Source organism: Natronococcus sp. A-GB7, from assembly GCF_029688865.1.
Taxonomy (GTDB): Archaea; Halobacteriota; Halobacteria; order Halobacteriales; family Natrialbaceae; genus Natronococcus.
The window spans coordinates 1-22,709 of record NZ_JARUKV010000018.1 but is presented as its reverse complement, the minus strand read 5'-3'; the positions used below and the strand labels follow the sequence as shown (position 1 = coordinate 22,709).

At 64.9% G+C, this 22,709-nt stretch carries 21 protein-coding genes and 1 tRNA gene; 13 read left to right on the top strand and 9 right to left on the bottom strand.

Annotated elements, in window-relative coordinates; all coding sequences use genetic code 11:
- Window position 1: 1 nt before the first annotated feature.
- The 4 genes from QA609_RS16005 to QA609_RS15990 form a co-directional block, all read right to left on the bottom strand.
- A complete protein-coding gene (locus tag QA609_RS16005) occupies window positions 2-1,063 on the bottom strand; it encodes a hypothetical protein (protein WP_278303606.1) in 1,062 nt (353 codons plus the stop codon).
- A 117-nt stretch (window positions 1,064-1,180) separates the two neighbouring features.
- A complete protein-coding gene (locus QA609_RS16000; protein ID WP_278303605.1) occupies window positions 1,181-2,491 on the bottom strand; it encodes a PQQ-binding-like beta-propeller repeat protein in 1,311 nt (436 codons plus the stop codon).
- A gap of 381 nt (window positions 2,492-2,872) precedes the next feature.
- A complete protein-coding gene (locus QA609_RS15995; RefSeq protein WP_278303604.1) occupies window positions 2,873-3,799 on the bottom strand; it encodes a glycosyltransferase in 927 nt (308 codons plus the stop codon).
- A gap of 64 nt (window positions 3,800-3,863) precedes the next feature.
- On the bottom strand, window positions 3,864-5,180 hold the full coding sequence (locus tag QA609_RS15990; protein WP_278303603.1) for a cobyrinic acid a,c-diamide synthase: 1,317 nt from the start codon (window positions 5,178-5,180) through the stop codon (window positions 3,864-3,866).
- Between the two features lie 530 nt (window positions 5,181-5,710).
- Here QA609_RS15990 and QA609_RS15985 point away from each other — a divergent pair.
- From QA609_RS15985 to QA609_RS15960, 6 genes are all read left to right on the top strand, one after another.
- Window positions 5,711-6,940 (top strand): transposase, encoded by a 1,230-nt coding sequence (locus QA609_RS15985; RefSeq protein WP_278303602.1) that lies wholly within the window; start codon window positions 5,711-5,713, stop codon window positions 6,938-6,940.
- A gap of 49 nt (window positions 6,941-6,989) precedes the next feature.
- A complete protein-coding gene (locus tag QA609_RS15980) occupies window positions 6,990-7,154 on the top strand; it encodes a hypothetical protein (RefSeq protein WP_278303601.1) in 165 nt (54 codons plus the stop codon).
- Between the two features lie 84 nt (window positions 7,155-7,238).
- Entirely contained in the window at window positions 7,239-7,469 is a 231-nt protein-coding gene (locus QA609_RS15975; protein WP_278303600.1) for a hypothetical protein, read from the top strand.
- Between the two features lie 135 nt (window positions 7,470-7,604).
- Window positions 7,605-9,188 (top strand): solute carrier family 23 protein, encoded by a 1,584-nt coding sequence (locus tag QA609_RS15970; protein ID WP_278303599.1) that lies wholly within the window; start codon window positions 7,605-7,607, stop codon window positions 9,186-9,188.
- A 134-nt stretch (window positions 9,189-9,322) separates the two neighbouring features.
- Complete coding sequence (locus tag QA609_RS15965; protein ID WP_278303598.1) at window positions 9,323-10,150, top strand: alpha/beta hydrolase; 828 nt, start codon at window positions 9,323-9,325, stop codon at window positions 10,148-10,150.
- 89 nt (window positions 10,151-10,239) lie between these two features.
- Window positions 10,240-10,863: a MaoC family dehydratase gene (locus tag QA609_RS15960; RefSeq protein ID WP_278303597.1), complete on the top strand. Its 624-nt coding sequence runs from the start codon at window positions 10,240-10,242 to the stop codon at window positions 10,861-10,863.
- Window positions 10,864-10,887: 24 nt separating this feature from the next.
- Here QA609_RS15960 and QA609_RS15955 read toward each other — a convergent pair whose 3' ends face one another.
- Together QA609_RS15955 and QA609_RS15950 are read right to left on the bottom strand one after the other, a co-directional pair.
- Window positions 10,888-11,523: a hypothetical protein gene (locus tag QA609_RS15955; protein WP_278303596.1), complete on the bottom strand. Its 636-nt coding sequence runs from the start codon at window positions 11,521-11,523 to the stop codon at window positions 10,888-10,890.
- Window positions 11,524-11,632: 109 nt separating this feature from the next.
- Complete coding sequence (locus QA609_RS15950; protein ID WP_278303595.1) at window positions 11,633-12,691, bottom strand: Gfo/Idh/MocA family oxidoreductase; 1,059 nt, start codon at window positions 12,689-12,691, stop codon at window positions 11,633-11,635.
- Between the two features lie 1,101 nt (window positions 12,692-13,792).
- Here QA609_RS15950 and QA609_RS15945 point away from each other — a divergent pair.
- Both QA609_RS15945 and QA609_RS15940 read left to right on the top strand, forming a co-directional pair.
- Complete coding sequence (locus tag QA609_RS15945) at window positions 13,793-16,651, top strand: M14 family zinc carboxypeptidase (RefSeq protein WP_278303594.1); 2,859 nt, start codon at window positions 13,793-13,795, stop codon at window positions 16,649-16,651.
- Window positions 16,652-16,847: 196 nt separating this feature from the next.
- A complete protein-coding gene (locus tag QA609_RS15940) occupies window positions 16,848-18,038 on the top strand; it encodes a M14 family zinc carboxypeptidase (protein ID WP_278303593.1) in 1,191 nt (396 codons plus the stop codon).
- A 430-nt stretch (window positions 18,039-18,468) separates the two neighbouring features.
- Here QA609_RS15940 and QA609_RS15935 read toward each other — a convergent pair.
- Window positions 18,469-18,543 (bottom strand) — tRNA-Arg (locus QA609_RS15935).
- Between the two features lie 139 nt (window positions 18,544-18,682).
- On the opposite strand from QA609_RS15935, the gene QA609_RS15930 reads away from it, so the two are divergent.
- The 5 genes from QA609_RS15930 (at window position 18,683) to QA609_RS15910 (ending at window position 21,231) form a co-directional block, all read left to right on the top strand.
- Window positions 18,683-18,874, top strand: a complete 192-nt coding sequence (locus tag QA609_RS15930; RefSeq protein WP_278303592.1) for a hypothetical protein — start codon at window positions 18,683-18,685, stop codon at window positions 18,872-18,874.
- 41 nt (window positions 18,875-18,915) lie between these two features.
- The gene (locus QA609_RS15925; protein ID WP_278303591.1) at window positions 18,916-19,767 is read left to right on the top strand and encodes a geranylgeranylglycerol-phosphate geranylgeranyltransferase; all 852 of its coding nucleotides are present in this window, start codon (window positions 18,916-18,918) and stop codon (window positions 19,765-19,767) included.
- Window positions 19,768-19,885: 118 nt separating this feature from the next.
- Window positions 19,886-20,497 carry an ATPase domain-containing protein gene (locus QA609_RS15920; protein WP_278303590.1) on the top strand — a complete coding sequence of 204 codons (612 nt, stop codon included), beginning with the start codon at window positions 19,886-19,888 and terminating at the stop codon, window positions 20,495-20,497.
- Window positions 20,498-20,539: 42 nt separating this feature from the next.
- Window positions 20,540-20,950, top strand: a complete 411-nt coding sequence (locus tag QA609_RS15915) for a CoA-binding protein (RefSeq protein WP_278303589.1) — start codon at window positions 20,540-20,542, stop codon at window positions 20,948-20,950.
- 101 nt (window positions 20,951-21,051) lie between these two features.
- Window positions 21,052-21,231 (top strand): hypothetical protein, encoded by a 180-nt coding sequence (locus QA609_RS15910; RefSeq protein ID WP_278303588.1) that lies wholly within the window; start codon window positions 21,052-21,054, stop codon window positions 21,229-21,231.
- Window positions 21,232-21,249: 18 nt separating this feature from the next.
- Here the strand turns inward: QA609_RS15910 and QA609_RS15905 are convergent, their stop codons facing one another.
- A complete protein-coding gene (locus QA609_RS15905) occupies window positions 21,250-22,230 on the bottom strand; it encodes a PLP-dependent cysteine synthase family protein (protein ID WP_278303587.1) in 981 nt (326 codons plus the stop codon).
- 100 nt (window positions 22,231-22,330) lie between these two features.
- A complete protein-coding gene (locus QA609_RS15900) occupies window positions 22,331-22,651 on the bottom strand; it encodes a DUF5798 family protein (protein ID WP_278303586.1) in 321 nt (106 codons plus the stop codon).
- Window positions 22,652-22,709: the final 58 nt, after the last annotated feature.

Genomic DNA, 22,709 nt, shown 5'->3' with positions numbered 1-22,709 from the left:
GTTATGCGCTCGCCTCCGCCTCGCCTTCCTGTTCGTTCGATTCCTCGTCGCCCTCGAGCTGGTCGATCAGCGCCTGGAGGATCTCACGGACGACAGTGGCGATGAACTCCTCGACGGGCAGGTCCGGAATCAGCCCGCGCAGGCTGTCGGTCATCGTTTCGATGGCCGAGGAGATCCGACCCTGTGCGTCCTCGTCCTGGCCTTCGTCGTCCTCGTCACCTCCGGCATCCTCCTCGTCGCCCTCGTCGTCGCCGCCGAGCAGTTCGCTGACGAACTCCCGCGGTCTACTCACGAGCGACATCAGCGCCTCCTGGGAGCGATCGACGATCGACGAGAGTGCCTCCGCCGGGCGCGAGAGCAGATCCTGGACGCCGCCAAGCAGTTCCTGGGAGCCGTCGAGCAGCCCGGCCACGGCGGACAGCAGGTTGCCGAGCAGGTTCCCCTCTCCCGGCCGGGCCGAAAGGTTGAGCACGACGGGGTCGAGGTTGACCTCGAGTCCGAGCAGGTCGAGGAACAGTCCGTCGAGGTCGAGGTGGAGGACGTTCGTCGCGTCGTCGTCCTCGTAGGAGTCTTCGGCGCCCTGTTCGTGGCCGACTGGCTGTTCTTCGTCTTCCGCGTCTTCCTCCTCTTCCGCTTCTTCTTCCTCTTCCTCGTCTTCGTCCTCTTCGTCTTCTTCGTCCTCTTCGTCTTCTTCAGCTTCTTCTTCCTCTTCGTCTTCCTCGTCTTCGTCCTCTTCGGCTTCTTCTTCCTCTTCGTCTTCCTCGTCTTCGTCCTCTTCGGCTTCTTCTTCCTCTTCGTCTTCCTCGTCTTCGTCCTCTTCGGCTTCTTCTTCCTCTTCGTCCTCTTCGTCTTCTGCGTCTTCCTCCTCTTCTTCTTCGTCTTCGTCCTCTTCAGCCTCTTCTTCCTCCTCTTCCTCTTCGTCTGGCAGTTCGTCCTCGCCACCGTCGGTCATCACTCGTCGCGGTTCACCCTTGTCGTCGGCCAGCATCGAACGGAGACCGGCGTCCTCGAGTCCGGAGTCCGTACGGTCTTCCGAGTCGTCGTGCTCTCTCGTCTCTGTCATTATCTGGAAACACAGACGAGAGTGTCCATTGTGGGGGTTTGCCTTGCGTATGCGATTTCTGTCTCAGTTACAGTGAAACGAAATGTGTGCGGCGGTCCTCGTGTCCCTACAGCGGATTCACTCTCGAGGAGCGACCGATCCGACGGCGAGAGCGTACTCGCCGCGTGTCCGTCCGTCGTCGTGGTAGGTCACCGGTTCCTCGATCGCGGCAACCGTTCCGTCCTCGATCGCTGCGGCGGTAGCGATCCCCTCGAGTCGCTCGTGCTCGAGCGGGCCGGACTCGAGATCGAATCGACGAACGGCGTGGGCGTCGGGATCCCGATCCCGGAAGTTCTGCGCGCAGGGGACGACGATTCGAGAACCGTCGGTCGCGAGGCCGTGGACGAACCCGCGTACGGAGTCGTCCCACAGCGGCCGCCCGTCCTCGCCGAAGACGGCGATCCGGTGTTCGTTCGGGTGACGGCCCGCCGTCTCGCGGCTCTCCGCGGCGTAGGTGTTCCCCGTGAGAAACGCCACCCGCCCGCCGTTCGCGTAGGCGTGGTTCGGATAGGCGTACAGCCGTTCGCCGTCGATCTCCGTCTCGGTCGCGAGATCGACCCGCCAGCGCTCGGCGCCGCCCGACTCGAGCAGGTAGCCGCGCTTGTCGCCGTGGCTCGCGACCGCGAGGCACCCGTCGTCGAAGGAGACGTCACCGACGCGGCGGTCGCCCTCGGTGCCGGGGTCCCAGGTCCAGGCGAGGTCACCGGTATCGGTTTCGAGAACCACCAGGCCGTTGTCGTGCTCTCCCTGACAGCGGTTGTAGCCGACGGCCAGGCGCTCTCCCGACTCGTTCAATTCGAGCACGATCGGCGAGGCGTCGGTGTCGTACCGCCAGCGGACCGTTCCCCCGGAATCGAACGCGAGAACCGTACTCTCCCACCGCCGGGTCTCGCCGTCGCGCTCGTAGCGACGGGTCGCCGCGTACAGTCTGTCGCCGTCGGTCTCGAGGGCGACGACGTACGGCTGGGCGAAGACGCTCTCCCGAACCGGTTCGCCGACGTCGTCGGCGGCCTCGTACCGCCAGCGGCAGTCGCCCGTCTCGAGGTCGTAGGTCGCAATCGTTCCCATCTCCCCGCGTCCGGCGACGACCGCGTCCGCACGGTCGCCGTCGTCGCCCGTTCCTCCATCGCCGCCCTCGAGCGTCGCGATACCGACCGCGTGGTCGGGATGCTCGACGGACCACCGGGTCTCGAGCGAGTCGGCCTCGAAGGCCGTGACGGTACCGTCCCACCGCCCGGCGACGACGACTCCGTCGGTCGCGTGAACCGACGAGCGTCTCCACATGTGCCGACTGCGGGCGCTCTCGATCTCGCCGAGCGAACGGCGTCGGAACGCCGACCCTCGCCCGTCGCCGTCCCCTTCGTCGCGTTCTGCGTCAGCCTTCGTCATACTTACTCCGCGACGGAAACCGCCCCACGATGCGAGTCGTGGGTCGCTCGACCGACGATTCCTCCCTCGAGCGGTCGGTCGCGCGTGAGAGCGCACTCGGCGAAGCGATCCTCGAAGGTGGGCACGGACGTCCGTCCAGCGACGGGCAGAGCCGACGACGGCGACGGCCCCGGTCTCCGATCGTGTGACTGCGCGTTGGGTAGCATCACCCGGGGATGACCGCCGAGGCCACTAAAACAATTCTGTTTGATGTATGGAAACTGAAGTTGGCGAAGTGTGGTCGTCGTACGGAACGGTCGGGCCGAACGCCGAGCGACGGCTACCGGTCGACCGAGGACCGCCGTGAGTGTCGCCCCGAAAACCTCACGCATCGGCGTCGGATCACTCGTGGTCGGCCTCGACCGCGACGTCGAACTTGCTGCGCCACCGATAGCGCCTCCCACCCCAGACGAACGACCGACGAGCCAGGCCGTAGCACAGCAGTGGAAGCGCCGCCAGCGCCACGGGGTAGGCTGCGAGAAACGTCCAGCGCCGGATCCCGAAGGCGGCGTAGACACCGGCCATCAGGGCCGTCGTCAGGAGGAAGGCCGGAAGCGGGAACAGTACGCAAGCCGCGGTTAACGCGGCTCCGATCGCTCCCTGGGCGGCGAGTCCCGCCGGATCGTGGTAACGAACGATCTGGACGAACCGCGCCTGGTTCTCGAGCGTCTCGCGGATCGAGCCGCCGATCTCGACGCGTCGGGTTCGCGCGACAGTCGTAAACTCGACGTGTTCCATCAGGAGCCCATCGTCGCTGATCGTTCGCCGAAGATCGGCGAGAAAGGCCGCCTCGTCCTCGAGATCACCGCGCTCGAAGACGAGGGCGCCGGCCCACGGGATGTTCGCGAGGAAGACGGCGAGCGTTCCGCTGATCACATGGGTGGGCTCGAGTACGGCGGCGAGGGGATCCCGCCCGACGAACACGGGCACCTCGGCGGTCGGCCCCTGCCGGTCGTAGTCGGCACGGAGCCCCTCGAGCCAGTCGGGCGGGTGGTAGAAGTCGTCGTCGGTCCAGACGATCCGTTCCGTTTCTGCGGCCTCCATTCCGGCCGCGATCGCGTTGGCCTTTCCGGAACAGCCCTTCGGCTCGCCGGCGACGATCAGTCTGACGCCGGAGTACTCTTCGGCGCGTTCGGCGACCGACTCGCAGGGATCGTCGCAGACGACGAGGAGTTCGTCTCCCGGTCGAAGCTGGGCGGCGACCTGCTCGCAGGCGTCGTTCCACCCCGTCGTCGGCAGGACGACGGTCGTCGGCGTTGCCGCTTCCATAGCTCGCCATTCGCGTCGATTGTCATCAAACGACGGGATCGATCCGAGACCGCTCGCTCGGCACTCATCCGTCGAGACGCTCGAGGAACCGATCGAACGCCCCGCTCTCGGGATGAACGTGGGCGTAGGTGCCAAGCGAGTCGTACTCGAGGAGGCCGTCGCGGTCGCCGTCGATACCGTCGCCCCGGACCGTCTCGAACGCGAAGCGGGCGTCGCCCTCGACGTCGGCACTCGAGTAGTGGAACTCGTGGCCACGGATCGACTCGCCCGCCGTCGCGGTGAGCGTGCCGTCGACAGCCTCGAGTTCGACGTGGTCGAGCGCCTGGTAGCGGTCGTGCATCGTCACGTCCGCGGGCAGGATCCCCGCCATCTCGCCGCGCTCACCGTCGGCGGTCGTCAGCGACCGTGACATGGCCATCAGCCCACCGCACTCGCCGAGGACGGGGAGGCCCTCGCTCGCGCGCTCGCCGAGCTCGGCGAGGGTGCCGCCCGCTTCGAGCTCCTCGACGTGGAGTTCGGGGTAGCCCCCGGGAAGGTAGACGCCGTCGCAGTCGGGCACCGGGTCGCCCGCGACCGGCGAGAACGTCACGAGGTCGGCGCGCTCGCGGAACCGCTCGATCGTCGCGGGGTACCGAAAGCAGAAGGCCGCGTCGCTGGCGACGGCGACGTGGGCGTCGACGGGAGTCGCCCCCTCGTCGGCCCCTGCCTCCCCCTCGAGCGCGACGGGTTCGCTCGCCACCGCCGCCAGCCGCTCGGCCTCGAGGGGCTCGGCGGCCTCCCGCAGCGCCTCGCGGGGCAGCGCTGCCTCCGCGCCCATCTCGAGGCCCAGGTGACGGTCGGGAATCTCGAGGTCGGGGTTCGGCGGGATCCGTCCGAAGTACTCGAGTTCCTCGGGCAGCGCGTCTCGAATGCCCTGCTCGTGGCGACCGCCGTGGGCCCGCTGGGCGACGATCCCGGCGACCTCGACGTCGCGGCCGATTCGATCGGCGTACTCGCGAAAGCCGAGGGCCGTTGCGGCGACGCTTTCCATCCCCGCACTGGCGTCGACGACGAGCACGACGGGGAGGTCGAGCGCCTCGGCGACCATCGCCGTGCTCGAGCCGTCGCCGTCGTACAGCCCCATGACGCCCTCGACGACGCAGACGTCGCCCTCGCCGCGGTAGTAGTTCCGACGGAGTCCGTCCTCGCCACAGAGCCACAGGTCGAGCGTGCGGGAGGGCCGTCCCGCGATCGCCTCGTGGTGGCTCGGATCGATGAAGTCCGGCCCCGCCTTCGCGGGCTGGACGGCGTAGCCGGCATCCTCGAGTGTCTGGATTACCGACAGCGTCGCGACGGTCTTGCCGACGCCGGAGCTGACGCCGCCGAGGACGAACCCCCTCATCGCGGCTCCCCCGCACGGGGCGCCGTCCGCACGCTTCGGTTCATTGTGGTTGCGTTAGCACAATCGGACTTGAATCCGTCGGTGCAGCCGACGACGGCGTCCCGTTCGGAGAACAGCGGTCGTCGCCCCGTCGGGGACTCGAGGGGCTGTCGCGCCCGGTCGAGGGTAAGACGCGCTCGATTGGGACCGAAACCCGCTCGAGCGAGCGAGCATCGCCGACGAAGTTAACTGTATTCAGGCGCTAAGTCCCCTTCCTCAAGGAGCAACACAGGGAGCGAAGCGACCGAGTAGCGCAGTAGGGAGGGGATACAGCGCCGTCATCGTCCCCCAAACACTCCGCGACGATCGGCCCACAGGCCCACGCAATCACAACTCTTATTTGTGTAGTTTGTGTATGATGTGTTGTGGCGACTCGCAAAAACATCTCCATCCGCGATGACCAAGAGGAGTGGATTCAGGACAATCACCTGAACCTTTCCTCGTTCGTTCAAGAGAAATTGGACGAACTTATCGAGGAACGAGAGTCATAGATGCACTACAACTACAAGTATCGACTCGACCCACCGGAAGCCCTCACCGAGACGCTTCTGCATCATGTCGATACTTGTAGGCAACTCTATAATCACGTCCTCTACAAACTCAACGAAGCAGACGAGATTCCAGCACGTTACAAGGTACAGGGAACGATCCCCGCCCTCAAATCGTGGTGGAGTGACCTGAACGATGTTCACTCGAAAGTGTTGCAGATGGTCGTCAAGCGCGTCTACGACAATCTCTCCACGCTCAAAGCACAGAAGGAGAACGGACGCGCCGTAGGGATGCTCAAGTGGAAACCACCTCGGGAGTATCGCTCGCTCACCTACAACCAGTCCGGCTTCAAACTCAAGAATACGAGTGGTCGGCCTATGCTGTGGTTGAGCAAAATCGGTGAGATTCCGATTCACCTCCATCGAGACATCCCCGAGAACGCGAGCATCAAACAGGTCACGGTCAAACAGGAACCCACGGGCGAGTGGTTCGCTACCTTCGGTATCGACGTCGATAAAGACACTCCCGAGAAGCCGGAGAATCCAGTGCGAGTCGTCGGAATTGACGTTGGTATCCTGAAGTACGCACATGATATGGACGGAACCGCTGTCGAGTCGCCAGACTTCTCCGACGAGCGCGAACGATTGGAACGCGCACAGCGCAACCTCTCACGGAAGGCACACGGCTCGAACAACTGGGAACAACAGCGCAAGACGGTCGCCCGACGCCACGCCGACCTGAAACGTAAACGTCGAGATTTCCTCCACAAGTTGTCGAACTACTACGCCCGCGAGTACGACTTGGTGGCCGTCGAGGACTTGGACGCGAAAGGGCTGGTCGAACTACCGGGCAACTCTCGAAACCGTGCCGGAGCCTCGTGGGGAACGTTCCTCCGAATGCTCGAATACAAGTGTGAACGCGAAGGAACACTTTTCGTCGCCGTCGACCCTCGAGGCACGACCAAAGAGTGTGCGTCGTGCGGAACGGGGACGGACAAACCGCTGTGGGTCCGCGAACACTCGTGCCCCTCGTGTGGATTTGAAGCGAACAGAGACGCGAATGCGTCGTGGAACATCCTTTCTCGCGGTCTCGAAGAAGTAGGAGTGGGACACTCCGAATCAACGCCTGTGGAGACTGCGCTCCCTTCGGATACACCTGTATCTGCAAAGCGCGTCGTGGAGACAGGAAGCCCCACCCTCAAGGAGCGAACCGCGTCAGCGGTGAGCGAGTAGGGTGGGGTAGTTCACCAGGCACACGGCCCTACGTTCGCCGCTGGTCCCCATGACCGAAGAGAACGAACAACCGACCGAGCACCACCTTCGAGAGGCGATTCGACACCGCAGCGAGGCACAGGACGGCGACCTTCGCAAGACGAACGCCACCGTCATCGAGGACGTCTCGGACACCGTCTCGACGGTCCTTCGCGAGCAGGAGCGAGACGAGTAGCGGAGCCGTCCGACCACTCGGTCCGAGATCTGCCGTCCGCACGGCAACCACAGCGTTATGAGGATTCTTCTCCAGGGCTACGGTATGAGTGACGAAAGCCTAGCAACCGGTTCGACGCCGAACTGTCACCGACGCGGCTGCGAGGAACCCGCGGCGTTCGTCGTCCTCGAGCGCTACCAGGAGGAGACCGGGAAGGGCGCGGTCGAGGCCGAGGCGGCCCTCTGTCGGGATCACACCGACGAGGAGAGTCCGGCGAACCTCGGCGGGGCGTACGACGACTACGTGTTCCGGGTCGAACCGATCGCCGAGGAGTAAGCGAGGGGAGCCGACGAGCGACGCCACGGTCGCCACGCTGAACGGCGTCTCGCACTCGAGGAGGGTCGCGAACTCCGGGCCGGGACGGATCAGTACGCATTTGAGCGGGCTCTCTCCTTATGCTATCAGAGAGGGATGACGGGGGACGATACGACTGGCAGGGAGGAAGCCGAGGGGATCGAGTACGGGATCGAGGACCGGCCGCCGCTGGGCGAGTCGACGGTGCTCGGGATCCAGCACTACCTGACGATGGTCGGAGCCAACATCGCGGTGCCGCTGATTCTGGCCGACGCGATGGGGATGCCCGGCGACGTCACGGCCCAGTTCATCGGCACGTTCTTCGTCGTCTCGGGGATCGCGACGCTGGCCCAGACGACCTTCGGGAACCGGTATCCGATCGTTCAGGGCGCACCGTTTTCGATGCTCGCACCCGCACTGGCGATCATCGCCGTCGTGACGGCGGGCGGCGTCCAGGGCCAGCCCGACTGGCAGGCCGCACTGGTCCAGCTCCAGGGCGCGATCATCGTCGCCGCGGCGGTCCAGGTCGCGATGGGGTACTTCGGACTGGTGGGCAAACTCCGCCGATTCCTCTCACCGGTCGTCATCGCGCCGACGATCGCCCTGATCGGCCTGGCGCTGTTCGACGCCGGCCAGATCACCGGTACCGACCAGAGCTGGCTGCTACTCGGGCTCACGCTGGGGCTGATCCTGCTGTTCTCGCAGTATCTCGAGCTCAGACACCGGGCGTTCAGACTGTATCCGGTCCTGCTGGCGATCGGGATCGCCTGGATCGCCGCCGCGGTCCTCTCGGTTGCGGGCGTCTTCGGCGGGGGTCACCCGGGTCACGTCCCGCTCGGAGACGTTACCAACGTCGAACCCCTGTTGCCGATCCACCCGCTGCAGTGGGGCGTTCCGGAGTTCACGACCGCGTTCGTCGTCGGGATGTTCGCCGGCGTCCTCGCCTCGATCGTCGAGAGCATCGGCGACTACTATGCCGTTGCGAACCTGACCGGTTCGGCAGCGCCGAGCGAGCGACGGATCAACCACGGGATCGGGATGGAGGGGCTGATGAACGTCTTCTCGGGCGTGATGGGGACGGGCGGGTCGACCTCCTACTCCGAGAACATCGGTGCGATCGGACTCACTGGCGTCGCCTCGCGGTACGTCGTCCAGATCGGCGCCGCGGTTATGCTGGTCGCCGGCTTCATCGGCTACTTCGGCCAGCTGATCGCGACCATCCCCGACCCGATCGTCGGCGGCCTGTTCGTCGCGATGTTCGCCCAGATCGTCGCCGTCGGGATCTCGAATCTGAAACACGTCGACCTCGATTCCTCGAGGAACGTGTTCGTCGTCGGCTTCGCGCTGTTCGTCGGCCTGGCGGTGCCGGAGTACATGGCCAACTTCGCCGATCCGATCGCGTTCCGAGAGGCGATCGAGCTGGCGGCGACGATCGCACCGCTGGTCGAGGCCGAGCCGATCGCCGGCACCGCGGTTGCGGTCTGGATCGAGGCGATCGCCCAGGCGCTTGCGGACTCGGTGTTCATCATCGGCTCGACGGGGATGGCCGTCGGCGGGCTAGCCGCGCTCGTCCTCGACAACACGATCCCCGGCACCCGCGAGGAACGCGGGCTGGCCCAATGGGAGCGACTCACCGAGGACGAGTCGGAGTTCGACTCCGCCTGGGACCGCTGGATCGGCTCGAGCCGAGACGGCGACTGAGACGGACTCTCGTCGTTAGTTCCGAAGACCACGAGCCGTCCTGCGGTCACCCCGGGTAATCGGGACAACAGACCGCCCGGGTGGGCCGCGAACGCCAGCCGGGGATCTATTACCGAGCGGTCCCAGACGGAGGTATGGCAGAACTCTCGCTTGACGATGGCTCGCTCTGGTACGACGCGCGCGGCGACGGCTCGCCGCTTGTTTTCGTCCACGGCGGCTGGCAGAACGGTCGCGCCTGGGGTCCCCAGGTCGACCGGTTCGAATCGACACACCAACCCGTCACCCTCGACGTGCGCGGCCACGGGAACACGGGCGCGACCGACGCCGACGAGTACTCGATCGATCTCTTCACCGACGATCTCGAGGAGCTGCTCGACCACCTCGCACTCGAGAACCCGGTGCTGTGTGGCCTCTCGCTGGGGTCGATGGTCGTCCAGAACTACCTCGGTCGCCACCCCGACCGCGCGGCGGGGGCGATCCTCGGCGGGGCCGTCAGATCGATGCCGCCCGTCGAGCTACCGATGGGGGCGAAATCGTTCCTGTCGCCGATGCCTGCCCTGTCCGCGTCGCTGTCGATGACCGGGCCCGAGGCGACGTTTCGGTCGATGCTGACCTCGATCCAGGCGACGACGGGCCAGCGGTGGCTCTCGGTCGATCCCGAGGTCCGATCGATGGCGATGGACGCCGTCGGTGAGGTCGACGACGAGGAGTACCGGAAGATCTTCGACGCGCTCTACCGGTTCGACCCGCCCGAACTGAGCCACGTCGAGACGCCGACGCTGGTCGTCCACGGTGACCAGGAGGCGCCGCCCGTGAAACGACAGGGTCGGACGATCGCCGGCGAGGTCGACGACGGCGCGTGGCTCGAGCTGGCCGACTCCGGCCACCTCGTCAACCAGGACCGCCCGACGGCGTTCAACGAGGCCGTAACCCAGTTCCTCGAGCGACGAGTGCACGTCTAAGACGGTCACGGATCGATGGAGGTAGCGATGTCATCAAGAGGATGCGACTCCTACTCATAGTCGATCACGATCGGTTCCAGCTACTACCTATGAGTTCGAACACGATACCAACGGACGCCGCCGACATCGTACCGGGCCCCGAACGCTGGGCGACGATCTCACAGCACGTGCTCAACAGCTACGCCGAGGCGAACAGCGCGATGCTGGCCGCGATGGGGCTGCAGTCCTCGAGCGAGGCGACCAGGGTCGACCCGACGGTTCCGGAGGTCACCTACGGGGACGTCGACTGGACGACCGAACGCTCGACGGACAGCCTCGAGGAGCTCTCGGTCGGCGACGCCGTCCGGTTTACCAAATCGGTCGAGGACGCGGACGTCGCCGCCTTCGCCCAGGTCTCGGGCGACACGAACCGACTCCACCTCGAGAACGATTTCGCCGAGGACACCCGCTTTGGCGGCTCGATCGTCCACGGCACGCTCGTCGCCGGCGCCATCAGCGCGGCCCTCGCGCGGTTTCCGGGGCTGACGGTGTATCTCTCCCAGGACCTCGAGTTCCAGGGTCCCGTCGAGATCGGCTCGACGATCATCGCCGACTGCGAGATCATCGAGGAACTCGGTGGGGACCGGTACCGACTGCGGACGACCGTCGACTCCGAGGGCGAGCGCGTGGTCGACGGCGAGGCCGTCGTCCTGATCGAGGACGCGCCCGAGTGAGGTGGATCGGCGACCGGGAGCTGCTTACTCCTCGCCGTCGAAGACGCCGTACACCATCGCGCCCGACTCGGGATCCTCGAGATCCTCCTCGAGGCCGACCTCGATCACTCGAGTCCAGGTTCCTTCCGCGGGCGCGTTCCACACCTCGTCGATACAGTAGCAGTTGAGCACCAGCCCGCTGTCGATATCGTAGGGCTCCCCCTCGGGTTGGTGAGCGTCGAAAGCCACGTCCTCGTCGCCCCGGACGACCAGCGCCATCGTCCGGGTTTCCCCCGGCGCCAGCTCGAGGGCGTACAGCGTGATCTCGTCGGTGTCGAGGGTCGGCAGCTCCTCGACCGGATCGGCGACGAGGTCGACGTCCTCGAGTTCCTGGGTGTCGTACTGCTCGGTATCGCTGATCTCGGCGTCCGGATTCGGCTCGTACAGCTCGCTCGTCATCGGGAGGTTCTCGTCGGCGAACCCAACCCCCAGCGTCACCGCGTCGTCGGGGGCTTCGGACTGCTCGGCGACCGTCTCACGGAGGGCGTTCATATCGAGTTCCTCGAGCTGTGGGTGGGAATCGTCGTCCTCTGTGTCCGCACAGCCGGCCGCGCCGACGACGAGCGCGCCCGCCGCCGTCTGAAGGAATCGGCGTCGCTCGAGATCGGGGATCCGTTCCATACCTCCACCCGCGGCTCGCCGTATTTAGGGATTGAGATACCCCACGTCGCTCGCTTTCAACTCGGCGAGGGGTCGGTGCTCGAGCGCCTCGGCTTCTCCGCGAGCGGCACTACCGAGAGGTGTCGTCGGGGGCGACGGCGACGAACGAGCCGTCGCCTCGGGCGGACTCGTAGGCCGCCTCGGTGACGGCCGTCACCCGCAGGCCGTCGAGCGCGGTCGCGGGCGGTTCGCTCCCGGTCCTGATCGCCTCGACGAACGCATCGGCTTTCGTCTGTCTGCCCTCGGTCCGCAGCCGAGGCCGGTACTCGCCGCTGTCCGCGTCGACCTCGACGTACTCGCTCGACTCCCAGTCCCGGCTGTCGAGGGCGACGGCACCCTCTCGGTCCCACATTCGGACGTGTTCGCGCATGCACGGCACCTCGCCGGACATCGAGAACGACGCCGTCGCACCGTTCGTGAATCGGATCGTGACGGTCGCGCGACCGTCGACGCGTCGCTCGTCGTCGACGAAGTTCATGCTCGCCGAGACCGCTTCGGGGGTGAGCCCGGTACTCCAGAGGACGCAGTCGAGCAGGTGGCTTCCGGTATCGTACAGGTAGCCGCCGCCGGAGAGATCCGGATCCCGTCGCCACGTCCCCTCGAAGCGGTCGACCCAGTCCTGCCCGACCTCGGCCGTGATCCAGCTCGGCTCGCGTCCCTCCGTCGCCCACAGCTCGCGGGCCCTGCGAAACGCCTCGTAGAGGTGGCGCTGGTAGCCGACCATCAACACCTCCTCGCGCTCGCGGTCGAGCTCGACGAGTTCCCGCGCCCGCTCGAGATCGGTCGTCAGCGGTTTGTCACAGAGCACGTGAAGGTCGCGGTCGATCGCCGCGAGCACCTGCTCGTAGTGAAGCGTATGCGGCGTTCCGATCAGTACGGCGTCGAGAGGTTCGGCCTCGAGCATCGTCTCGTACTCCGTGTACCGGGCGTCGGTGTCGACACCCAGCTCGGCGCCGGCCTCCTCGAGGACGGTCTCGTCGACGTCGGCGAGCGCGGCGACGCGAGCGCCGTCGTGCTCGCGGAACTGCCCGCCGACCGTCGTTCCGATGAATCCGCCGCCGACGACGCCGACTCGAAGCGGCTCGGTCGTGTCGGGAGTATCGATCTGTTCCTCGCTTCCGGTAGTCATGGTCCGTACTGGACGCGGGACAGTCAATACGTGTTGTCGTTGCGGCAGTACCGAGCGGGGGTTTGGTTCTCGTCCTGCGGAACAACGGCGTTCGGGGTACCGACTCGTCCAACCGATACTCTCTTTGGACTGTTCTATCAGAACAAGTTCAAATATATTAATAAAGCTGACTTACTATCTGAATAGAGCAGAGTAATGAGAGTGCCTACCAAGACTAACACCGATCCTCTCCTGACTGCCAACCTACGAGTTCTGGAAACGGACAACGCGTATCTCGAGGCGACGGCCGACGACAACCCCGTGCACGCCGCACTCGAGCCCGTCCGAACGGCACCAGCCGGTCGGTTCCTGTCGCCGTCCGACTGATCGCAGTAAAATTCGGCTCGGTTCGAATCGAGAGCGGTTCGACGGTCGCAGTTAACCAATGACCACCCGCTAAGTCACTCAACTATTGGTTAAGCGAACGTGGTGAATTGGTCAGAGTTGAGTGACGGCCCGATCAGAGTAATCCCGCGTCGTTCGCCTTCCCATCCCCACCTGCTCCAGGTGAACAAGCGCCCGCACCGAAGTTGATTCACGCTCTCCTGGGCTCAGTTGGGTTGACGTAATCACCGCGTGTTGTGACGTTTTTCGCGGCGCCTTCGGTGTCCTTCTACCGTGAGCTCATCGGTGTGGCCGATGACTCGATAGGCGGAGATCAGGGATCTGATACGCCAGATATCCCGGGTGTAGGTAATTTCGAGTTCACCGGATGAGTGGCCGAAGATGAAACAGCGGCGGACGTTCCTGCGGGACCGCTAACCGAACTCGGAGATGGTGACGAAATTGCGTCAAACGTTCCTTTTGACTGGCTACAACCAGATCCTGTACGAAACAGACGTGGTCCCGAACGGGAGTCTATTCGTCGAGGGTGTCGGCTGTTTCCGATAAGTGTCTTCTTTCGCGTAGCAGCTGTGTAGGTTTTGAAGGATTTGATCAACAACCTACTGGGTTCTTTGATAATAAATACTTTGTTCAGTGGCAGTATTTGAGAGTCTCAATCATGACTTTATTACACTCTTTAGAAGATGAATATGTGGGCCGCACCCACAGGAATCACCAATGAGCAGTGACCACCATCACTCTGGAAGTGTAGAATCGGAAAGCGATCGAGAGCGGTACACCTATGAGGAGGCTGCCGAACTCGGCGAGAGCGCATTCGAGGGCGGCGCTGTAGATCGGCGCACGTTCCTCTCGGTCGCCGCCGCGACCGGCGCGGCGCTCGCGCTACCGAACGCGGTTGCTGCGGAGGTCGAGCACCCCGCGCTGACCGATCGAGCCGCGTTCGTCGTCAATGCCACGCCGGACGACTACGAGGTGCCAGTCGTCATCGAGTTCGATGCGGCAGCCGGCGTCCCGGAGGACTTCGAGGCGGAGTACACTGACCCGGACTGGGACGTCGACGACCAGACTGCCCCACCGACCGCGGTGACACGAAGCGAGCCGACGCCGGCGGCCCACGCCCGCCTCGACGCCGACGAACTCGGATCGGTACTCGACGAGTTCGATGACTACGTCGAAGCGGTCGCTTACTCCATGGGTGCCAATCCGTGGTGGCATCTAGAGGACCCCTACGCCGACGGCGTCTTCCCGCCGGTCGAGGAGTCTCGGGACTGGCTCTCGTTCGAGGAATCCGTTCAGGGCATCAGGTACCTGGAAGCGGAGGTCGCTCCCGACCGGATCGACTTCTACTCGATCGGAGAGTCTCCCGGCTGGAACAACCAGTTCACCGGCGAGGACCCGGACCCGAACGACGTCTACGTCACGGAGGTCACGAACGACGTCGACGACGAGGCCTCGTTCGCCGAGAAGGAGAAGGTGGTGTACTCGCTCAACATCCACGGCGACGAGCGAGCCGGCACCGAGGCCGGCTGTCGCATCATCGAGGACATCGCCTACGGCGAGGCTCCCGAGTTCGAAGAACTCCTAGACGACGTCGTCCTCCTCTTCCTGTTTACGAACCCGGACGGATGGGTCTCGCGCAAGCCCGAAACCGAGATCCCGTGGGTGGCCGACCACAACTGGAACTTCCAGCGGGGGAGCGGGTCGGGTCTCGACACGAATCGGCAGTATCCGACAATGGGTTGGACGGATCCGTCGTTCTGGCCCGCGGAACCCGTGGACACGCCCGACGTTCGCCCCGACGATCCCGACGGTCGGGGCTACCACGAGATGGTTCCCGACTCGCTGGCCATCGTCGAGCACTTCCGCGACTACGACAACGTGGAGTTCCTCTGTGACTACCACGGGATGTACACCGCCGATCACATGGTGTTCAACCTCGAGACGAACGCTCCGTTCACCCACGACAAGACTCATGATCTAGACGAGGTGAGCATCCAGATCGGCGAGGCGATGGCCGACGAGTGGGGCTCGGTCGACGCCGAACCGCTCGCGTCCGACATCATGGCGGCCGGTGAAACCGAGTACGGAGCCCCATTCCTCCCCGAGGGCGACAGCTACGATGGCCTGCTCGACTGGGGGACGATCTACGACTCGCTCGCCTACCAGGTCACGGGCGCGTTCCTCGGGTGGGCCGGTCAGCCCGAGGAGTTCGGCGGCCTCGGTGCGGTCACCGTCGCCCCGGAGGTCATCATCTCGAATCACTTCGGGTCGGCCATCAAACAGTGGAAGCCCTACTGGACCCGTCACTACGAGACCGCCTACCGACTCTCGATGCGCGAGTACGCCCGAATGACTGCCGCGGAGACCGACGCAACCGTGGCGACCGACGGACAGGACACTGCCTACGTTAGCTCGGACGAGCTGACGCGCCGGTCTGCGGACCTCCCCCACACCGACGAGAGCCCCGGCCAGGGTCAGGGTCCCGGGCAGGACCGGGCAACCGAGGTGCGACGGCGCCACGAGACCGTCCAGCCCGGCCCCGACGGCAGATCGAGCGTCAACACGTCCTCCGGCGAGTCGACACATTCGCTGTTCGTACACTTCCAGGGACTCTCGAACGCCACCCAGGGGACGGTTCGGCTCGTCAATCCCGGCGGGAACGTTGTCAAGGAGATCGATCTCGCGGATCGGGACGTCCGCAGGCACGACTTCGAGGACTGGTTCGTCCGCCGTCCCGAGACAGGCGACTGGAACGTCGAGATCGATACCGACGCCGACGTCGACGTCCAGACGACCCTCATCGAGTCGGAGGGGGCCCCCGATCCCAGAGACACCCTGGGCTACGAACAGACCGAGTACGTCGTCAACCCGATGCAGTTCTTCGAGGACCTCGGGCCGTTCGTCGAGGACGGCGACGTGAACGGGCTGCGCGTCCACGACGTCCGGAACGGACGCCTGCTCCGGGGCCAGTCCGGCCAGCGCCACTACGACAAGCTGGTCGTCTCCCACGACGACGGGGCCGACGACGACCGCTACATCTCGGCCATCGAGGCGTTCGTCGAGGCCGGGGGCGACCTCGTGTTGACCGACAGCGGCGTCAACCTGCTCGGGGCCCTCGACGTCGGTGACGCCGCCGATATCGACGGCGATGACGTAAGCGACATCGAGGTCAACTTCGCCAACCTCGAGGATCGAGAGTTCGACCACGACCTCCTCGCGGGGATCCGTCCCCGGCAACAGGAGATCTGGAAGGGATCGCAGCTCGGCTACACGACGGGCGTTGACCAGCCTGCGACCGTCGTCGACGAGGACGCCTTCCGAGAGGCGAGCGGCGAGGTCGCCGGAACGATCGGCGGGGAGGGCGTCGGCGCCGGCCGGCTCGCCGCCGGCGACGCCGAGATCACCGTCATCGGAAGCGTGCTCCCGCCGGCTCAGCAGACCGAGCTCCACCCCTTCGGCATGGCCGACTATGCCGTCTCGTTCATGGGTCACACGTTGCTCTGTAACGCCCTCGGGTTCCAACAGCGCCGGTACGTCGATGGCGAACTGGTCGGGACGTACGGGGAGGTTCGGTAGGACCCCGGTTTCGAGGATCTATCAACCGGCGGCGATCGGGGGACGCCCACGAGGGATTGTGTTGGTCTCCTCAGACAGCTCGTCGCCGATTCTTTGGCGTACGACTGGACATTAGTATGTAGTAGAAACTGTAATAGATATTTCTGAGAAGCCCCATAAACTATTTGACACTAGTTGATGATTTATCGAGTGTATCATGAAGCGACGGCACGTACTCAGGACTGCTAGTGGAATCGCTGCGGCAGGCGTCCTCGGCACGACTATCACCGGAACGGCGGCGGCAGACTGTGACGTGGTCACGCCGAACGGTCCCTTCCCTCCAGAGACTGCCAGGGAGAACTACGAGGCGTTCACTTCGAACGAGAGGCTCTACGACCGGCTCCACCGGCTCGAGAACCGGACGAACGTTGAGTACGAGGAACTCGGCGAGACCTGGCAGGGGCGACCGATCCCGTACGCGAAGGTGGGTAGCGGCGACTTCCACGTCTTTCATACCAATCAGCAACACGGCGACGAGCAGCCGGCCACCGAGGCCGCGCTCCGAGTGCTGCGAGACCTCGGCAACGGCCAGGGTCGCTCCGACATTCTGGACGAGTTAACGATCCACTTCCTCGTTCGACACAACCCGGACGGCTGGGCGCCCGCCGACGACAATGAGACCCCCACACGTGAGAACAAGCGACCGGACGACGTCTGTCACGACGGCCCCTACTTCGGACGGAACCAGTGCGGGCCGGCCGACCCGAACCGCCAGCATTACTTCCAGTTCGACGAGGAGACCCTGGCCGAGGTCGACCCGGACGCCTTCGACCCCGAGATCGGCATCCCGGACGAGAACCCTTCGCCGGAGACCCAGGCAATGATCGACAAGGTCGAAGAGGTCGACGCTGACCTCATCGTCGACTGGCATACGCAGTTCACCTACCACGACCAGAACTGCGACATGGTCAACGTCTCGCTGGCCTGGCCGTTCAACCCGCACGCGCCCGACGACGCAGTCGACCTCTCGAAGCAGGTCGCCGGCGCGTTTTGGGATGGCGTCCAGGGCCGCGCGAACGGCAACGCCTCCATTTTCCCCGGCGGCACGACGGCGAACATCTGCCGCAATGCGTACGGGGTAGCCGGTCGGGGCAGCGTCCTAGTCGAACAGCGCGGCCAGGCACCACAGTTGAACAACGCCTCCAACGGGCGCATCATCCGCCACTCACTGAACATGTACGAGCGGCTTCACGAAGAGGCCGCCAGCGGGGATCTAACCGAGCGAGATCCGGACTACGCCGACGGGCTCTGGGATGTCGGTCGGAACTGGTTCTGGCGAGACCTCCCCTCGGCGGACCTAGACGAAGAGGTCGAGGAGTACTGGGAAGAACATCTGAATTCACACTAGTCCCGCCGCGGAGACAGAACGGTTTGGACTCTTTTCCAGAGACGGTCGCCGAGTGATACTGTGCCTAATTGCCTCCAGAATTTCAACGAGGATAAGTTCTGTTCTATAGCGGACAGTATCTGATCGCACTTCGATGTCTTCACTGATGGAAAGGAATATAAATAAAAGTGAATTACGTCGATGTTTATGGCTGGCCTCGAGTACGAAAACATCAATCTTAGAGAGATATCACAGCGAATCTCGAGGGGATTTCTGTATCGACTGAACGTTTCACCAGCGTTATATTGCTGCGCCGAGTGGTTTGCTCCAGCAAATCCCATGACAGAGGCGACCCCCATCACGCGACGTGATGGACTCTTGCGCGCTGCGGCCGGCTTGTTTATAAGGAAGTCGACGCTGTCGTGTGACTCCTAGGCGTTACGCGGCAGGATGGGCGCTGCAGGATTTGAACCCGCGGCAGCTTGGTCCGAAGCCAAGTACTCTGTCCAGACTGAGCTAAGCGCCCTCACTCCTTCGTTTCCGTCGGTTCCGTATAAGTCACTCGATTTCACCCAACCTCGAGACGGGCCGCCACACCTGTGGTCGTTCTCACCGCGTGGCAATCGCCTCGAGCCCTCTTTATGCCTCGAGACCAAACCCCACGTATGACGGTACGCGAGCGGCCCGAATCCAGTGCCGACGAGGAATCGTCCGAGGGGCGTCCCCTCGAGCTGTGTGGCGACGACGAGGCGAACGTCTGGATGGCGGTCCCGCTCGACACCGACGAGGGCGAGCGGGCCGGGGCCTGGCTCTCGGTCGCCGACGCGGATCTCTGTGATCTCGAGGAGTGGCGGTAGAGATCGGACCGTTTATCCTCGCCGCCTGAGCAGAGTCGGGCATGACTGCGGGGGAGACGGTTCGTGGGTTGCTCGAGCTGACGCGACCGGTGAACGTGATCGCCGCCAGCGTGCTGACGTTCATCGGCGCGTTCGTCGCCGGCGGAGTGACAACCCACTCGTTCGAGGTGGCGGCCGCCGTTGCAGCGACGGGGCTGGCGGTCGGTGCGGGGAACGCGATCAACGACTACTTCGATCGGGAGATCGATCGGATCAACCAGCCCGAGCGGGCGATCCCACGGGGTGCGGTGAGTCCTCGCGGAGCGCTCGCGTTCAGCGTCGTGCTGTTCGTTGGCGCGATCGGGCTGGCGCTGGTGCTTCCGCGGCTGGCGATCGCGATCGCCGCGATCAACCTCCTCGCGCTGGTGGCGTACACGGAGCTGTTCAAGGGGTTGCCGGGGCTGGGTAACGCCCTGGTCGCCTACCTCGTCGGGAGCACGTTCCTGTTCGGAGCCGCGGCCGTCGGCGAGGTCGGCCCCGCCGCCGTACTGTTCGTCCTCGCGGGCGTCGCCACGCTGACCCGCGAGATCATCAAGGACGTCGAGGACCTCGAGGGCGACCGCGAGGAGGGGCTGAACACGCTGCCGATCGCGATCGGCGAGCGACCCGCGCTGGCGGTCGCGACGGCGCTGCTGGTTGCAGCCGTGCTCGCGAGCCCACTGCCGTACGCCCTCGGCGAGTTCGGAGTCGCCTACCTGGCCCTCGTGGTGCCGGCGAACGCGATCATGCTGTACGCGGCCTACGAGAGCTTCGACGATCCGACGGCCGGCCAGTCCCGTCTCAAGTACGGGATGTTCCTCGCGGCCGTCGCCTTCATCGTCGGCCGCGCGCTCGAGGGCGGTGCGGTCGCCTGAGGCGGCCGAACCGAACACGTCAATCACAAGACCTATGGACGCGTTGGTGCATCGTTTTAGCAGACGCTTCGATCCCGAGTTAGAACGGGGTACAACGCTCGTTGAGGAAACACCAGGTATGTACGATCTCGCTGCCGTCGGTCCGGACGTCGAAGTCGGCCCCGGAACGAACGTGCTCGTGTCGGGACCGCCGCTAACCGGGAAGCGCGGGCTCGCGATCGACCTGCTCGAGAACGGCGCGGCTCGCGGCGAGGGATCGATCGTGGTGACGACGAAGGATAGCGCCGAGACGATCCTGCCGAACTTCCCCGAAGACGCCGACGTCGGAATCGTCGACTGCGTGACCGAACAGCGCGGCGTCGGGGCCGTCGAGGACGATCTCCGCGTCAAGTACACCGCCTCCCCGGTGGACATGACCGGGATCGGGATCAAACTCTCCGAGTTCCTCCAGGAGTTCTACGACGAGCGCGGGCTCGAGCGGAACCGCGTGCTCATCTCCTCGGTCTCGACGCTGCTGATGTACGCGGATCTCCAGACCGTGTTCCGGTTTCTCCACGTCTTCACCGGTCGCATTCAGAGCGCCAGCGCCCTGGGTATCACCGTCATCGACTCGACCGCCCACGACGAGCAGACGATGAACACGCTCAAGCAGCTGTTCGACGGCCTCATCAGGGTCCGCGAGGGGGACGACGGCGAGCCGGAGGTCAGCACGACCGGGCTCGGAACCTGAACGCGCCACGCAACGTTTAGGGCCGGCGACTCTACGTCGGGTATGCCAGTATCCGAATCCGACCGAATCCGCGAGGCCCTCGAAAGCGAGACGGTCGCCGTCGTCGGCTGCTCGAGCACGCCCGGCAAGGCCGCCCACGACGTTCCCCGATACCTTCTCGAGCAGGGGTACGACGTGGTTCCCGTCAACCCGAACGCCGAGGAGATCTTCGATCGGTCTGCGGCCGACACGCTGTCGGACGTCGACCGGGAGATCGAGGTCGTCTGTGTCTTCCGGCCCAGCGAGGAGGTCGCCGGTATCGTCGACGAGGTCCTCGAGCGCGAGGACGTCGAGACGGTCTGGACCCAGCTAGGGATCCGCGACGACGAGGCGGCCGAACGCGTCGAGGGGAGCGGTCGAGCCGTCGTCCAGGATCAGTGTATGAAGGTACAACACCAGCGGCTCCTCGCCTGATCTCGCCACAGTTCCGTCGTCTCGGGAGCGACGCTATTAGCGCCCGCAGAAACCCCCAACCACCGACAAAGACTTACCGGCCAGAGGAATACGGAAACACAATGTGTGACCGGTCCGGGGACTGTTCGAACGAAGGGACCTGCCAGCTCGTGCTCAGGAACGAGCGGACGGGGATGGAGATGGTGGAGTACCACTGCAAAGCACATCTCGTCGTTCGGGTGTGGGAAGCCGAACAGGACGAGACCTTAGACGTCATCGACGCGAAGAAACTCTACCAATAACGGCTAGCGGCGGCGTCGTCACGACGTCCACTCCTCGAACGAGCGGTAGATCCCCTTCGAGAGGTAGCGCTCGCTCGAGTCCGGAAACACCGTGACGACGGTGTCGTGTGGAGTCTCGAGGTCGCCGTCGGCGATCGCCTGGGCGACCCGTTTCGCCGCGACGCTGGCCGCGCCGGCGCTCGAGGCTACCAGGTGGCCTTCCTCGCGGGCGAGACGGGCGAGCTCCTCGTGGGATGCCCGATCGGGGATCGCGTGGACCGCGTCGACCAGCTCCGGATCGAACAGCTCGTTGGTCGAGGGGTCGTGGGTACCGATCCCCTCGGTCTTGTACTCGCCTTCTTCGCGGTCGTCCTCGAGGAGTTCGCCGTACACCGACCCCTCGGGTTCGACGGCGGCAACGTGAGTCGACTCGTCGCGCTCGAGGGCGTAGCGGGCCAGCCCCATCAGCGTCCCGGCCGTGCCACAGCCCGCGACGACGGCACCGACCTCGTCGTCGAGGGCCTCGTAGATCTCCGGGGCGGTCGTCTCGTAGTGAGCCTCGGTGTTCAGCGGGTTCGAGAACTGCTGGGGGACGACGGCGTCGTCGAGTTCGGCGGCGAGTTCGTGGGCGCGGTCGATCGCCCCGCCCATCCCGTCGTCGGTCGGCGTGTTGATCACTTCCGCACCGAGGGCGGCCATCAGCTGCTGTTTCTCGACGCTGAAGCGCTCGGGGACGACGAACATCGCGTCGAGGCCGAGCTGCTGGGCGGCGATTGCCAGGCCGATTCCCGTGTTGCCGGCGGTGGGTTCGATCACCGTTCCGCCGGCCGGCAGGTCTCCGCGCTCGAGCATTCGCTCGAGCATGTAGCGGCCGATTCGGTCCTTGACGCTCGCGCCGGGGTTGAACGATTCGAGCTTGGCGTAGATCTGCACGTCGCCCGGCGACTCCTGGAGGCGAACGAGCGGCGTCCGACCGATCGTCTCCAGCACCGAGTCCACCGGTCGCTCGTGGGTCGTCATCGTGCTGGCAAATGTTGCCCCTGTTGTTAGGTTTTGCTATCCCGAGGGCCCGGTCGCGGCGCTGTGTCGGAGATTTCCTCCGGCAGAAAAGCGGTCGGCGTTACTCGGCGGTCGTCTCCTCGCGTCGGCGCTTTCCGCCGGCTCCCTCGCTCGTGTCGTCCTCGGCCTCGAGTTCGGCCTGATCGATCGCGGCGTCCGCGAGGATCTCCTCCCCGTCGATCCCCTGCTCCTCGGCCATCGCGAGCAGTAGTTCGCGCTGCTCGGTCAGCTGGTGGTCCATCCGGTTGACGGTGTCGTGGGTGTCGTCGACCTCCTCTTCCAGGTTCGTGATTCGCTGCTGGAGCTCCTGTACCTGCTTGTACATCGCTTCCGCACGCTCGGACAGTCCCTGAATCTTCTTTGCGGTGCTTCCAAGTCCCATGGTCGATGCTTGGGGACGCTCCCAATTGGTCCTTTTCACTAGCCAGTCCGATGTTTGC